At 72.5% G+C, this 13,318-nt stretch carries 11 protein-coding genes; 10 read left to right on the top strand and 1 reads right to left on the bottom strand.

Annotation, left to right across the window (positions count from 1 at the left end; all coding sequences use genetic code 11):
* Nucleotides 1-23: 23 nt before the first annotated feature.
* Nucleotides 24-371 carry a TraR/DksA C4-type zinc finger protein gene (locus AB0M56_RS22260; protein WP_364179126.1) on the top strand — a complete coding sequence of 116 codons (348 nt, stop codon included), beginning with the start codon at nt 24-26 and terminating at the stop codon, nt 369-371.
* Between the two features lie 74 nt (nt 372-445).
* Here the strand turns inward: AB0M56_RS22260 and AB0M56_RS22255 are convergent, their stop codons facing one another.
* Nucleotides 446-1,045, bottom strand: a complete 600-nt coding sequence (locus tag AB0M56_RS22255; RefSeq protein WP_364179124.1) for a TetR/AcrR family transcriptional regulator — start codon at nt 1,043-1,045, stop codon at nt 446-448.
* A gap of 187 nt (nt 1,046-1,232) precedes the next feature.
* Here AB0M56_RS22255 and AB0M56_RS22250 point away from each other — a divergent pair, with 187 nt between their 5' ends.
* From AB0M56_RS22250 to AB0M56_RS22210, 9 genes are all read left to right on the top strand, one after another.
* Nucleotides 1,233-2,834 carry an FAD-dependent monooxygenase gene (locus tag AB0M56_RS22250; protein ID WP_364179122.1) on the top strand — a complete coding sequence of 534 codons (1,602 nt, stop codon included), beginning with the start codon at nt 1,233-1,235 and terminating at the stop codon, nt 2,832-2,834.
* A 40-nt stretch (nt 2,835-2,874) separates the two neighbouring features.
* The gene (locus AB0M56_RS22245; protein ID WP_364179120.1) at nt 2,875-3,696 is read left to right on the top strand and encodes an alpha/beta hydrolase; all 822 of its coding nucleotides are present in this window, start codon (nt 2,875-2,877) and stop codon (nt 3,694-3,696) included.
* A 542-nt stretch (nt 3,697-4,238) separates the two neighbouring features.
* Nucleotides 4,239-7,088 carry an FAD-binding and (Fe-S)-binding domain-containing protein gene (locus tag AB0M56_RS22240; protein WP_364179118.1) on the top strand — a complete coding sequence of 950 codons (2,850 nt, stop codon included), beginning with the start codon at nt 4,239-4,241 and terminating at the stop codon, nt 7,086-7,088.
* A gap of 183 nt (nt 7,089-7,271) precedes the next feature.
* Entirely contained in the window at nt 7,272-7,997 is a 726-nt protein-coding gene (locus AB0M56_RS22235; protein WP_364179116.1) for an alpha/beta hydrolase, read from the top strand.
* Between the two features lie 253 nt (nt 7,998-8,250).
* Nucleotides 8,251-9,258, top strand: coding sequence for a nitroreductase (locus AB0M56_RS22230; protein ID WP_364179114.1), 1,008 nt, complete (start codon nt 8,251-8,253; stop codon nt 9,256-9,258).
* Between the two features lie 5 nt (nt 9,259-9,263).
* Nucleotides 9,264-10,130: a universal stress protein gene (locus AB0M56_RS22225; protein WP_364179286.1), complete on the top strand. Its 867-nt coding sequence runs from the start codon at nt 9,264-9,266 to the stop codon at nt 10,128-10,130.
* Nucleotides 10,131-10,530: 400 nt separating this feature from the next.
* Nucleotides 10,531-11,421: a universal stress protein gene (locus AB0M56_RS22220; RefSeq protein ID WP_364179112.1), complete on the top strand. Its 891-nt coding sequence runs from the start codon at nt 10,531-10,533 to the stop codon at nt 11,419-11,421.
* On the top strand, nt 11,418-12,611 hold the full coding sequence (locus AB0M56_RS22215) for a CHAD domain-containing protein (RefSeq protein WP_364179110.1): 1,194 nt from the start codon (nt 11,418-11,420) through the stop codon (nt 12,609-12,611). Before AB0M56_RS22220 ends, AB0M56_RS22215 begins: the two co-directional genes overlap by 4 nt.
* A 29-nt stretch (nt 12,612-12,640) precedes the next feature.
* Nucleotides 12,641-13,258, top strand: coding sequence for a CBS domain-containing protein (locus AB0M56_RS22210; protein ID WP_364179108.1), 618 nt, complete (start codon nt 12,641-12,643; stop codon nt 13,256-13,258).
* The last annotated feature ends 60 nt before the right edge of the window (nt 13,259-13,318 follow it).

Raw genomic sequence — 13,318 nt, 5'->3', positions numbered from 1 at the left:
GACGGGGAGAATGGTCCTGCGTCATGGATGAGCGCGGCGCGATGGAGCTGATCGAGAGGGCGCACGCCGAGACCTCGCGACGGGCCTCGGCACTGGCGCGGCGCTGGGACGAGATCGTGGCGGCGTCGGAGTTCACCAGTGGCGACGACGAACACGACCCGGAAGGCGCCACCATCGCCTTCGAGCGAGCGCAGGTCCAGGCACTGCTGCGTCAGGCCCAAGACGAACTCGCGGCGCTCGGACAAGCCGCCGAGCGGGTGCGTGCCGGCGTCTACGAGGTCTGTGAACACTGCGGCGGCCCGATCTCCGAAGGCCGGCTCGCCGCTCTGCCGGCGACGCGGACCTGCATCGCCTGCGCGAACCGAATGTGACCTGACCACTCCACGGCAACGTCGGCCCTCGATGGGCGCAAAGACGTTGACGCGCGCTGCGCGATTCCTGACGTTCACGGCATTCGCGCGGGGACGGGCACCTTCTCCGCGCGCAGCAGCTCCAGCGCCGTGCGCGTGAGCTTGCGCAGATCGGCCCGGCCGCCGCTTGCGTACCAGTCCTCGAACGCCAGGATGAACACGGCGGCGGTCTGCGCGACGGCGAGTCCTGCGATGACCTCGGCCGACTTGCCGCCGAGCCGATTGGCAACCTCGCGCCGGAGAGCCGCTTCCCAGGCCCGGATGGACTGGGCGAAATGCGCCCGGACGGACGGCGTGGTGGTGATGATCTCGTACGCGCCTCGGAGCTGCTTCGGCAGTTCGAGGTTGGACTGCACGACGCTTTCGAGGACGACGCGCAAGACGTCCGGGATCGGCGTTTCGGCCGGGCACTCGCGGACGTCGGCCAAGGCGGTGTCGAAGACCTTCTTGAAACCGCTGAGGACCAGCTCTTCTTTCGTGGGGAAGTAGCGGTACACGGTGCGGCTGCCCACCTCGGCCTCGGCGGCGATTTCGCCCACCGTCGTCGCGGTGAAGCCGTTGGACTCGAACAGGGTGAAGGCGACGTCGGCGATCGACTCGCGGGTTCGCTCCATCTTGATGTCGCGCAGCGACATTGCTCCTCCTCGGCAGACCGTCGGACGTCATCCTGCCACTTGGCAGTCAGTGCCGACTGGCTCGACGCACGGTGAGGTTCAGGTCACACCTTGTTTGCCTTTTGGCAGTGACGGCCGAGCGGCACAATGAGCCATGTGGCACTGACTGCCACTTGGCGGGTCAACGCAACGGCCTGAGGGGTTGGAGATGACCGAAATGAACACTGTGTCGGGCGACAAGGTCGGGGTTCTCATCGTCGGCGGCGCGTACACCGGACTCAGCACCGCGCTGGGACTGGCGTGGCGCGGCGTGCGATCGCTGCTGGTAGAGCGCCGGCCCACGACCGCCACGCTGCCGAAAGCGTGGGGTCTCAACATGCGGACGACGGAGCTGCTGAGGAACATCCCGGGGGTCGACGCTTCGCTCACTGCCGCGGAGATCACCGGCAAGCTGGTCCAGCACAGGGTCGGCGCGAGCCTCGTCGCGTCGGAGGTGGTGGCGTCGGACACCGAGCAGATCCTCGCCCTGCGGCGCCGCGTGACGTCGACGTTGCCCCAGGTGCTTCCGCAGTCCACCATCGAAAAGGCGCTGCGAGAGCAGGCGGAGCGGCTCGGCGCGGATCTGCGGTACGGAACCGAGCTGGTCTCGTGGACGCAGGCCGAGGACGGCGTCACCGCCACCCTTCGCGACGTGGCTTCGGGGCAGGAAGGCACTGTGCACGCGGAATATCTCGTCGCCGCGGACGGTCACGCCAGCCCGATCCGCGAGCGGCTCGGCGTCCCCCTCGACGGGGGCGGGCAGGTCGGCCACATCTACGTGGTCACCTTCGAAGCCGATCTGCCGCAGTACACGCAGGACAAGCAGCCGTTCGTCGTGACGGTGCGCGGTCAGGGCATGAGCATCATCTTCGACGGCAACGTTCTGACGCTGTGGGTCGACTACTTCCCGGAGAAGGGTGAGAGCGACGCCGACTTCACCGAAGACCGGTGCGTCGAGCGGGTGCGCCGGGCGGTGGGCATTCCCGATCTGGACTGCCGGATCGTCAACACCCGTTCCTTCGCGCTCAACCACCACCTCGCCCGGGAGTTCAAGGTCGGCCGGGTCATCCTCGCGGGCGATGCCGCGCACTCCTGCCCGCCGGTCGGGGGCCAGGGCGGGAGCCTCGCCCTGCAGGACGGGTACGAGCTCGCGTGGCGGCTGGCCCTGGTGACCGGCGGCCAGGCCGGGTCCGGACTGCTGGACGCCTGGGAGGTCGAACGACGGCCGATCGTCAACATCACCCTCGAACGCGAGGTCGAGCTGCTGAAGATCGCCGAGGGTCGGGTGCTCGCGACGAGTGACCCGTCGCAACCGATTCCCACGGCGAAGGAGATGCTCGGCTTCCGGTACCACTCGAGCACGGTCCGCACGGAACCGGACGACGATCTCAGCCTGCAGGAAGATCCCATGAACCCGTCCGGGTTCCCGGGCACCCGCGCGCCGCACGTCCGGCTGCGGCGGGAGGAGCCCGAGCTGTCCACACAGGAACTGTTCGGGCCGGGGTTCGTGCTGCTCACGGATCCGCACGGCACGAGCTGGCTCGGCGCCGCGGACAAGGTGTCGGAAAGCCTCGGCCTCGACATCGCCTCGTACACGATCGGTGCCGAACTGGTCGACACCGAGGACGCGTGGCACTCGCGGTACGGGATCAGCCCCGGCGGCGCGGTGCTCGTCCGGCCCGACGGGGTCATCGCGTGGCGCAGCAAGACGGCCGCCGGCGATCCGGAACACGAGCTCGACGAGGCGCTCACCGCGGTTCTGGCCCGCTGACCCGGCGCGCTGAACGCCTGCGGAAGGACGGAATTCGGCTATGGCACTCAGAAAGATCACCCTGGGCGGGCTCTCGTTCGACGTCTCCGACACCGGACCCGAAGAAGCCCCGGCCGTTTTGCTGCTGCACGGCTTCCCCCAGAGCTTTCACTGCTGGGACGGGGTCGCCCAGCGGCTCAACTCGCAGGGATACCGCACGATCGCACCGAACCAGCGTGGTTACTCGGCGGGCGCGCGTCCGCTGTCGGTGTCCGACTACGGGGTGCCGGCCCTCGTGGCCGACGCGCTCGGCATCCTCGATTCCCTCGGTGTGGCGCAAGCGCACATCGCAGGACACGACTGGGGCGGGATCCTGGCCTGGCACCTCGCCGTGCAGCACCCCGAGCGCGCCCGATCACTCGTGGCCGTGTCGATGCCGCACCCGGCCGCGTGGGAGTGGGCTCGGGAAAACGATCCCGATCAGCAGCACAGCTCGCGCTACCTCGCCGAATTCAGGCGTGAGGGCGAGATCGACGAGGTGATCGCGGCCGGCGGCAAGCTGCGCGCGCTCATGGTGCCACCGCTGTCCGACGAACAGTTCGCCCCGCACCAGGCACTCATGTCCGGCGGGGCCGCCACCCCCGCCCTCAACTGGTACCGGGCGATGGGCAGCTTCCGGGCGCTGGGCCCGTCGACGGTCCCGACCACATACCTGTGGAGCACCGCCGACACGGCCCTGGGCCGCACCGGCGCCGAACGCTGCCGGCGGCACGTCACCGGGCCCTACCGGTTCGTCGAACTCGAGGGGATCACGCACTGGGTCCCGGAAACGGCACCGGACGCGGTGGCGCGGGAAATTCTCACCGCCGCTGAGCAGAACTGAGCGCGGACGGCGTTCGCCGGGCCGGACACCGAACGTATCGTGTCGGTGCCCGGCTCGGCCGTTTCCGCTGGGGGATACGGACGTTGCCGACGGAGGTTTCTCCGGTATCTCCGAAAAGAAACGAGGAGGCCGAGTCGGCATGCTGGTGATCGATCTTCTGCCACCGGAGCGGTTGGGTCGGTGTCGATCGGTTCGAACCGTGCCGACGCCCGCGCGGCCCTCGGCGAGTTCGGACAGGTCGAGGCGTTCTCTCGGGTGGCCTCCTCTCCGCCAGGCTGGGCGGTACGGGACGAAGTGTCCGGGCTTGCCGTGTTTGCCTACTTCGATCCGCGCGGCATGCTTCCCCGTCCAGGGCCCGCGAGCGGCCTCCCTGGCGCCGGATCGGCGCGTTTGCGTCGGCACGGAAGCCCAGGTGGTGCCGGACATCTCCGCAACCGACGCTTGCCCCAGCCGGCGCCAACCGTGAACCTGGAGTGGCGGGCCGAGTGATCTCGGGCACGCTGAACGCGCCACGATACGCCACGATCGACGAGGATCAGCCGATGACCGTCACCGAGCACGCCGCCACCGCGGGCGGCGAAGCCGACCTGCTCGACCTGCTGGCCGCCGCGACCGGGGACCCGGGGAGGGTCGGGCGGCGGCTGACCGATCGGCTGGCTCACGCGCACGACGCGTCGCACTTCATGTTGACGCCGCGGGCGGTGGTGAGGGCGAGCAGTGCGGACGAGGTCGGGAGGTTGTTCGCCGCCGCGGGGTCGGCCGGAGTGCCGCTGGGGTTCCGGTCCGGGGGGACGAGCCTGTCCGGGCAGGGCGGCACGGACGGTGTGCTCGTCGACACCCGGCGCCACTTCCGCGACATCGAGGTGCTCGACGACGGGGCGCGCGTGCGAGTCGGGCCCGGGGCCACGATCCGGCAGGTCAACGCTCGCCTCGCGCGGTCGGGCCGCAAGCTCGGGCCTGACCCGGCGAGCGAGGTCGCGTGCACCGTCGGGGGCGTGGTCGCGAACAACTCCAGCGGCATGGCGTGCGGTACCTGGGCCAACAGCTACGCGACGCTCGAGTCGATCGTGCTCGTCCTGCCGTCCGGCACGGTCGTCGACACCGGCGAAGCCGATGCGGACCGCCGCCTGCGCGCCGCCGAACCCGAGCTGCACGCCGGCCTGTGCCGGCTGCGGGACCGGGTGCGGGGCGATGCGTCACTGCGCAAGCGGGTCGAGCAGCAGTTTTCGATGAAGAACACCATGGGCTACGGCCTCAATTCGCTGCTCGACCACACCGAGCCGGCGGACATCCTGGCCCACTTGGCGGTCGGCAGCGAGGGCACGCTGGCGTTCATCGCCTCGGTGGTGCTTCGCACGGTGCCGTTGCACGGGCACGCGCGCACCGGCCTGCTCGTCTTCGACGACCTCGCCGGGGCCGCCGGAGCGTTGCCGGCGCTGGTCGCGACCGGCCCGGCGACGATCGAGCTCCTCGACGCGACTTCGATCCGCGTGGGCCAGCGCGACGCCCAGGCGACCGCGGTGCTGCGCGACCTCGCGGTCGACCGGCACGCGGCGTTGCTCGTCGAGTACCAGGCCGGCACCGCCGAAGAGGTGAACGAGCTGGCCGCGGGTGCCGGTGCGGTCCTGTCGGCGCTGCCCACCACCGCGCCGGTGGTGCTGTCCGCGGACCCGGCGACCCGGGCCGGCCACTGGCACGTCCGCAAGGGCCTGTACGCCATGATCGCCGGCGCCCGGCCGGCCGGCACCACGGCGCTGCTGGAGGACATCGTCGTGCCGGTGCCCGAACTGCTGCCGACGTGCGAGTCGCTCACGGGCCTGTTCGACCGCCACGGCTACCGCGACAGTGTGATCTTCGGCCACGCCAAGGACGGCAACATCCACTTCATGCTCACCGAACGGCTCGGCGACGGCCGGCCGCTCGATCGGTTCGCGGCCTTCACCGACGACATGGTCGACCTCGTGCTGGGCCACGGCGGCTCGCTGAAGGCCGAGCACGGCACCGGCCGGATGATGGCCCCGTTCGTGCGCCGCCAGTACGGCGACGAGCTGTACGAGGTCATGCGCGAGATCAAGCGCCTGTGCGACCCCCGGAGCCTGCTCAACCCGGGTGTGCTCATCGCCGAGGACCCCGCCGGGCACCTGCGTAACCTCAAGGCTTCGCCGCAGGTTGAGGAAGAAGTCGACCGCTGCGTGGAATGCGGCTTCTGCGAACCCGTCTGCCCGAGCCGCGACCTGACCACCACGCCGCGCCAGCGCATCGTGCTGCGCCGGGAGATCGAGCGCGCCCGCGAAGCCGGGGACACGGCCGCGCTCGCGCAGCTGCGGGCCGAGTACGAGTACGACGCCGTGCAGACCTGCGCCGTCGACGGGATGTGCCAGACCGCCTGCCCGGTGACGATCAACACCGGGGACCTGATGAAACGGCTCCGGGCCGAAGAGGCCGGACGGGCCACGTCGGCGATCTGGGCCGGCGCCGCGCGGCATTGGGACGGCGCGACGCGGGCGGCCGCGACCGCGCTCACCACCGCCGCCAAGCTGCCGGAGCGCCTGGTCCTCGGCGCGAACGAGTTGGCCCGCAAGGCCGGGGGCGCCGACTCGGTCCCGCTGTGGTCGCCCGAGCTCCCGAGTGGCGGCCGGCGCCGCACCGAGTCCGTGACCGGCAACGCCGACGCGGTGCTGTTCGCCTCGTGCACGGGCACCATGTTCGGCGGCGAGAAGCCCGGAGCCGCGGCGGCGCTGCGCACCCTGTGCGAGCGCGCCGGGATCCGCCTCACGACCCCGGACGGGCCGGCTTCGCTGTGCTGCGGCACCCCGTGGAAGTCCAAGGGCATGGACCGGGGACACGACGAGATGTCGCGGCGCGTGCTCCCCGCGCTGTGGGCCGCCACGGGGAGCGGCCGGATCCCGGTGATCGGCGACGCGTCCTCGTGCACCGAGGGGCTGCGGCACATGATCGAGCGGGGGCCGGAGCGGTTCCGGGAGATCCGGGTGGTCGACGCCGTCGAGTTCGTGCGCGACGAGGTGCTCGGCCGCCTCACGATCAGCGCCCCGGTCGCGGTCGTGGCCCTGCACCCGACGTGCTCGGCCACGCGGATGGGGCTTTCAGGCGCGCTGCGCGAGGTCACCGCGGCCGTGGCCGGCGCCGTGACCGTGCCCGACGAGTGGGGATGCTGCGGCTTCGCCGGCGACCGCGGTCTGTTGCACCCCGAGCTGACGGCGTCGGCCACCGCGCGCCAGGCCCGAGAGCTTTCCGCCGCCGGTCCCTTCGACGCCCACGTCTCCTGCAACCGCACGTGCGAGCTCGGCATGACCCGGGCGACCGGGCACCGCTACGAACACGTCCTGGAGCTCGTCGAACGGGCCACCAGGCCCGCGGAGGGAAAACCCTGAGCGATGTCCGCGAAAACCCGGTGGCGGACCGAGCAGGCCGCTGTTAGTTTCCCGGGGGCCGTGCGAGAGACCGAGGAGGTGGTACCCGTGAACGCGATGACATGGGTGCTCTCCTCAGGGGTCACGGTCGGGCGGTAGGTCGTCCGGGAGCGCCGTTCACGAGCACTCCCGAAAGGCACGACGATGCGATTCACCGCCGAACAGCGCCTCGACGACGGCGTCCTCGAGCGCGAGTTCACCCTCGGCGAGATCCCCGGCATCCTGTGGACCCCAGGATCGGCATCCGAGCCGGCCCCGCTGCTCCTGCTCGGTCACCCCGGCGGACTGCGCAAGATGTACCCCCGGCTGGTGGCCCGGGCCCGGCACTCCGCGGCGGAAGGCTACGCCGCGGCCACGATCGAGCTCCCCGGAAGCGGTGACCGGCCCCGCTCCGCCGCCGAGCAGGCCCGCGCCGACCTGCGCCGGGCGTTGCAGACCGGGGAGCCGGTCGAAGAGATCGTCGAGCGGCTCATCCGGCCGCTGGTCGAGAAGGCGGTCCCGGAATGGCAGGCCGCCTTGGACGCCCTTCTTGCGCTGCCCGAGATCGGCGGGCCGGTCGGGCTCGCGGGAGGGGTGATCGCCATCGGCGTCCGGCTGGCGGTGGTCGAACCCCGCATCGCGGCCGCCCTCCTGTTCGCCGGGAGTTTCGTGCCCCGCAGCATGTTCGAGGAGGCGCGGCAGGTCACCATCCCGCTGCACGTCCTGCTGCAGTGGGATGACGAAGGAAACGACCGGCAGCTGGCCCTGGACCTGTTCGACGCCTTCGGCTCGAAGGAGAAGACGCTGCACGCCAACATGGGCGGGCACACCGGCGTCCCGCAGTTCGAAGGGGACGACGGGAACCGGTTCTTCGCCCGGCACCTGAAGTGAGGCTAGTGCGACCGCCCTCCTTGCGGCGGCCGCGGGAACCCCGGCCACCACGTCACCGTGTGCCGGCCCGCGGCCCGAGATCCGTTGCCACGGCGGGGAAAGGCGAGCAGCGGCGGATCCGGGTCCGTTGTGGACATCGACCCGGACCCGGTGACGTTGGTCCTTCGCGACGGTGTCTTGTGGCCGGCGCGTGGTCTCGGCGGTTCGGGGTTGGCTGAGCCGGTCCGATCCGACGAGGCCACCAGGAGATGCCGTGTCCCACGAAGCTGTTCCCGCCCCGGCACCGGGGGCCGGTGGGTGGACGAGCGCCGAGGTGGAGGTTCTGGGGCGCGCGGTGCTGAGGGCCCCGTCGGTGCACAACACCCAGCCGTGGGCCGTCGAACCGAAGGCCGGTGCGGTGCTGCTGCGGGAGCGGACAGATGTGGCGTTGCCACAGCACGATCCCGGGCGGCGCGACCTCGCGATGTCGTGCGGGACGGCACTGGCGAACCTCGAGCTCGCGGTGCGGGTGCTCGGCCGGCGGGCCGACGTGGAAATCCTGCCCGATCCGGCCCGCCCGGACGTGGTGGCGCGCGTCGATGCGGCAACGTGGTGCGCGCCGTCGGCGCAGGACTTGGCGCGGTTCGCGGCGATCGCGGCGCGGCGCAGCCATCGCGGCCGCTTCGGCGGGCCACCGGTCGCCCGGCGGCAGGTCGAGCGGGTGGTGCGGGCGGCGGTGACGACCGGAGCCGAAGCTGTGCCGTTGACCGATGCCGGCGAGCTCGCGGAGCTGTTCGACCACGCCGCCCGCGCGGCCCGTGACGACGATGCCTACCAGCGCGAGCTCGCTCTCTGGACGATCCGCGACGAGGTCGGGCGCCGCCACGGCGCGGGGCTGGGGCGCACCGTGGTGCCGCCGGGTGAGCTGCCGGGGGCCGGGCTGGTCCGGCGCGCCACCGAGGTTCCCGAGCCGCGGGTGCTGCGGTCCCGGCCGGCGGCCGAGACGTTCCTGACCGCCGACGACAGCCGTGCCGACCACGTCCGCGCCGGCTATGCGCTCGAACGCGGCTGGCTCGAAGCGGTCACGCTGGGGCTGTCGGCTGCGGTGCTGACGCAGCCGCTGCACGTGCCGGAGGTGCGCTCGGCCCTGTGCGAGGACCGGGGTCTCGCAGGGTTTCCGCAAGCGTTGATGCGGCTCGGCCGGCCGGCCGGAAGCGCGCCCGCGAGCGTGCGTCGCGGGGTGGGCGAGGTCCTGGTCGGAGCAGGCCGGAGCAAGTCGTGAAGGGGATGTCCGGGCCGGTCGTCGTGGGTGTGGACGGGAGCCCGCAGGCGGCGTCGGCCGCACGGTGGGCGGTGCGCGAAGCGGCGCTGTGGCACACCTCGCTGACCGTGCTCACGGCGAGCGCGGTGGAGGACCCGGCTTCGGGCGCCATGGCGTCGGCGTGGCTCGAAACCAAGGCCGTGCTCGCGCAGGAGGTGGCGCGGGCGACGCGTGACGAACTCGTGGCAGCCGAGCCGGGTGTGCCGGTGATGACCAAGACCAGTGCGGCCGGCGCCGAAGCCGCCTTGCGGCAGGCCTCGGCCGGCGCGCTCGTGCTGGTGCTCGGCCCGCCGACCGGGACACTTTCCGGGCTGCTGGCCGGGTCCCCGGACGCCGACCTCATCGCGAGAGCGAACTGCCCGGTGGTGATCGTGCGCGGAACCGGTGCGACGCGCGCGGGCGGTCCGGTCGTCGTCGGCGTCGACGGCAGCCCGTTGAGCGAGGCCGCCGTGGCGTGGGCGTTCGAGGAGGCGTCGCGCCGGAGCACGAGGCTGGTCGCGGTGCACGCGTGGAACGACAGCGAGAGCGGCGGGCCGTTCGCGCACATCCGCGGAAGCCCGCTGATCGACATCGGCGACGTCGAGCGGCGGCTGCTCGCCCAGCGCCTGGCCGGCTGGCGCGAGCGGTACCCGGACGTCGACGTCGAACCGGTTGTCGAGCGCGATCTTCCCCGCGACAGCCTGCTCGAACGCAGCGCCGAGGCGGCGCTCGTGGTCATGGGCAGCCGGGGCCGCGGCGGGTTCACGGGGATGGTCCTCGGTTCCACGACCCACGCGTTGCTCCACCGCGCCGACTGCCCCGTGATGGTGGTCGGCGGCGAGCAGCAGACCTGATTTCCGAAAGACCTGATTCCCGAAGTGCCCTGGCCGGGGATCCGCCATGCCGCCGAAATCCGTCCACAGCGAATCAACGAGTCGGCGCCCGCTTCCGGGCGCGGCCCCGGCTCCGCCGGAGGGACCTGCGCTTTCGTCCTCGGGAAAAGGGACTTCGTCCCCTGACCGGACGGGGCGCGGCCGCGCGACGGTGGGAGGTACCGGCGAAGTCGACAACGAGGAGAACCGATGCACGCACAACCCGGAGGCCGCCGGCCCGCCGCCGATCGCGGGTCCGCGGTGTTTCCCGGGCCGGATGCCATCGCCGGCACCGAGGCGGAGATCACCGTCCGCGACGAGCAGGGTCGCGCGAAGCAGCAACGGACCCATCCCCTTCGGCGCAGCGGAGGGGGTGTGCGCAGTGCCCGAGCGTGATGACCGGGTGGTGCTTGCCGGAGTCGACGGGTCGCCTTCCTCCTGCCACGCCGCGGTCTGGGCCGCGGCGGTGGCGGCCCGCCGGGGCGCGGTGCTGAGGCTGGTGCAGGCGTACACGGTTCCTGGGCGGGGCGTGTCCGGCATGGCGGTCGCCGCCGTCCGGGAGGGGTTCCGGGCCGTGGCCGAGACGGGGCTCGCCGAGGCCGAGGGGGACGTGCTCGCGCGGTGGCCGTCGCTGCCGGTCGAGCGCAGCGCCGTCGAGGGCAGTGTCGTGGGCGTGCTCCTGCGGGAGAGCGCCGGTGCCGAGGTGGTGGCGCTGGGCTCCCGCGGGCTCGGCGGGTTCACCGGGCTCCTGCTCGGTTCGACCGCGGCCGCGCTCGCCGGCCGCGCGCCTTGCCCGGTCGTGGTCGTGCGCGGGCGAAAGCCGGACGACGCGCCGCCCACCACCGGACCGGTCCTCGTCGGGCTCGACGGATCGCCGGACAGCAACGACGCGCTCGGCTACGCGTGCGAAGAAGCCACTGCTCGCAGTACCGGGCTCGTCGCGGTGCGCGCCTGGAACGAGATCACGTCGGGGAGCTCGCCGCGGAAAGCGGACTGCCGCCCCGAGGGCATGGCCGCCGGGGAACGGCGGCTGATCGACGAGCAGCTCGCGCCCTGGCGGGAGAAGTTCCCCGAACTGCCGGTCGACGTGGTCGTCGCGCACGGCCGGCCGGCCCGGACCCTGCTGGAACTCGGTGCCGGCGCCCAGCTCGTGGTGGTCGGTACCCGCGGCCGGGGCGGGTTCACCGGCATGCTGCTCGGCTCCACGAGCCACGCGCTGCTGGTCCACTCCCCGTGCCCCGTCGCGGTGGTCCGCCCGGGGAACCGGCCATGACCGTGACGACACCGGCGACGAGCCCGCGTCCCGCGCCCGAGTACACGCTCCTGCACTACGGCATCCACTACTACGACACCGCCGACCTGCGGCTGCGGCGGCACGGCCTGACGCTCAGCCGGGTCGGCACGAGCTGGCAGCTGGACCGCGGCGACGGCAGAGGGTGCCGGGTGGAGGCGCCCGAGTCGGACCAGGTGCCGCACGAACTGCGCCGGCTCGTCCGCGCCTACAGCCGGGACCTCGAGCTCACCCCGGTCACCGGCCCGTGCACCGGACGCCTGACCCGGGACGCGTTACCGCGGGACACCGCCCGGGCCACGGTGCTCGGCTACCTGGAGACGCAGATCGAGGCGCTCGCCCGTGCCGATCTGGCCGTGCGGCTGGGCGAGCCCGAGGGGGTGCACGACCTGAGAGCGGCGGCGCGTCGCCTCAGGGCGGCACTGTGGACGTTCGCCCCCGTCCTCGGTGGACGGCGGATGGTGCGGGGCCTGTGCGCAGCGCTGCTCCGGCTCGGCGCGAGCGTCGGGCCCGCGTGGGACACCGAGGTGCAGCGGCGCAGGTTCCTGCGCCGCCTCGGCGAGCTGTCGGACGAGGCGATCCTGGGGCCGGTCCGGGCCGACGCCCAGCGGCACTTCGGCGTGGCGGCCGAGGAATCCGCCGTCGAATGCGCCGAGGCGCTCGATTCGCACCGCTACCTCCAGCTGCTCAACGCGTTCGAAGTGCTCGGGGTCGTGCTGCGGGAGCAGCCTCGGGCCGACCAGCGCAAGGCGGCGCTCAAACCGGCTCGCGCCGTCCTGCCGGGTCTCGTGTGGACGGTCGTGACCGAGACCGACGAGCGGCTGGAAGCGGCGTTCGCCGGTTCGGCTCCGAACGCCGTCCACGCGGTGCGCAAGAGCGCGAAGCGGCTCCGGTACGCGCTCGAAGCGGCCGCGGACGCCCTGCCCTTCGTCCCGGACCGCGTGCTGGCGGACTGCCGTGCGGTGCAGGACTTGCTGGGGGAGCACCGGGACGCGACGGTCGCCCGCGGGGAGCTGCACGCACTCGCGTCGGCGGCGACGGAGGCCGGCGATCCGGTGGCGACCTACGAACTGCTGATCACGACCGAGGCGCTCGCCGCGCAGGAGTGCCTCGCCGCCTTGCCCGCGGCGTGGGAAACCCTGCGCCGGGGGCTCGAGCCGATGCGGGGCTGACGCCGCAGAAGGACAAGGAGGAGAACTCGATGCGTGCACGCGACCTGATGTCCGCGCCGGTGGTGGCGGTGACGCCGTCGGCGTCGGCCAAACAGGCGGCGGAAGTGCTCACGGAGCACGGGTTCACCGCGCTCCCGGTGGTCGACGACGACGAACGGCTGATCGGCATCGTCACCGAGGGCGACTTGATCCGGCACCGGATACCCGCGGACATCCGGTCCGGGCACCGGCTTCCGGGCGCCCCCGCGGCAGCGGCCGGCCGGACGGTGGAAGACGTGATGACCACGCCGGTCACGGCGATGTCGCCGGGTACGGACGTGGCCGACCTGTGCCAGGCACTGGTCGACGCGAGGATCCGGGCGATGCCGATCGCCGACGGCAGCCGCCTGGTCGGGATCGTCACCCGCGGCGACGTCGTCCGCGTGCTCGCGCGGGAGGACAGGGCGATCGCCGCCGACGTGCGGCACCGGCTCGAGATCTACGGTGGCACCGGCCGGTGGGAGGTCGAGGTCAGCGAGGGGGTGGTGCGGATCGCCGACCGCGACGACGACGAGACCGACCGCCACGTCGTCACGCTGCTCGCGCTCGCGGTGCCGGGCGTGGTCGCCGCGGACGCCGTCTCGTCCGGCGAGGGTCCGTGGTCGTGACCGGGCGCGGCACCACCGTGCTCGGCCGGGTTTCCGGTCTCGACGGCTCGGCCGGTCGTG

Origin of the sequence: Amycolatopsis sp. NPDC051372 (assembly GCF_040682095.1) — a bacterium.
In the GTDB taxonomy this organism is placed as follows: Bacteria; Actinomycetota; Actinomycetes; order Mycobacteriales; family Pseudonocardiaceae; genus Amycolatopsis.
This window is presented reverse-complemented; position numbering and strand designations above follow the sequence as displayed.

Coding starts and splice junctions, on each gene's coding strand:
- AB0M56_RS22210 (WP_364179108.1), top strand. CDS start 12,641: ATGCGTGCACGCGACCTGATGTCCGCGCCGGTGGTGGCGGTGACGCCG.
- AB0M56_RS22215 (WP_364179110.1), top strand. CDS start 11,418: ATGACCGTGACGACACCGGCGACGAGCCCGCGTCCCGCGCCCGAGTAC.
- AB0M56_RS22250 (WP_364179122.1), top strand. CDS start 1,233: ATGACCGAAATGAACACTGTGTCGGGCGACAAGGTCGGGGTTCTCATC.
- AB0M56_RS22225 (WP_364179286.1), top strand. CDS start 9,264: ATGTCCGGGCCGGTCGTCGTGGGTGTGGACGGGAGCCCGCAGGCGGCG.
- AB0M56_RS22260 (WP_364179126.1), top strand. CDS start 24: ATGGATGAGCGCGGCGCGATGGAGCTGATCGAGAGGGCGCACGCCGAG.
- AB0M56_RS22235 (WP_364179116.1), top strand. CDS start 7,272: ATGCGATTCACCGCCGAACAGCGCCTCGACGACGGCGTCCTCGAGCGC.
- AB0M56_RS22245 (WP_364179120.1), top strand. CDS start 2,875: ATGGCACTCAGAAAGATCACCCTGGGCGGGCTCTCGTTCGACGTCTCC.
- AB0M56_RS22240 (WP_364179118.1), top strand. CDS start 4,239: ATGACCGTCACCGAGCACGCCGCCACCGCGGGCGGCGAAGCCGACCTG.
- AB0M56_RS22255 (WP_364179124.1), bottom strand. CDS start 1,045: ATGTCGCTGCGCGACATCAAGATGGAGCGAACCCGCGAGTCGATCGCC.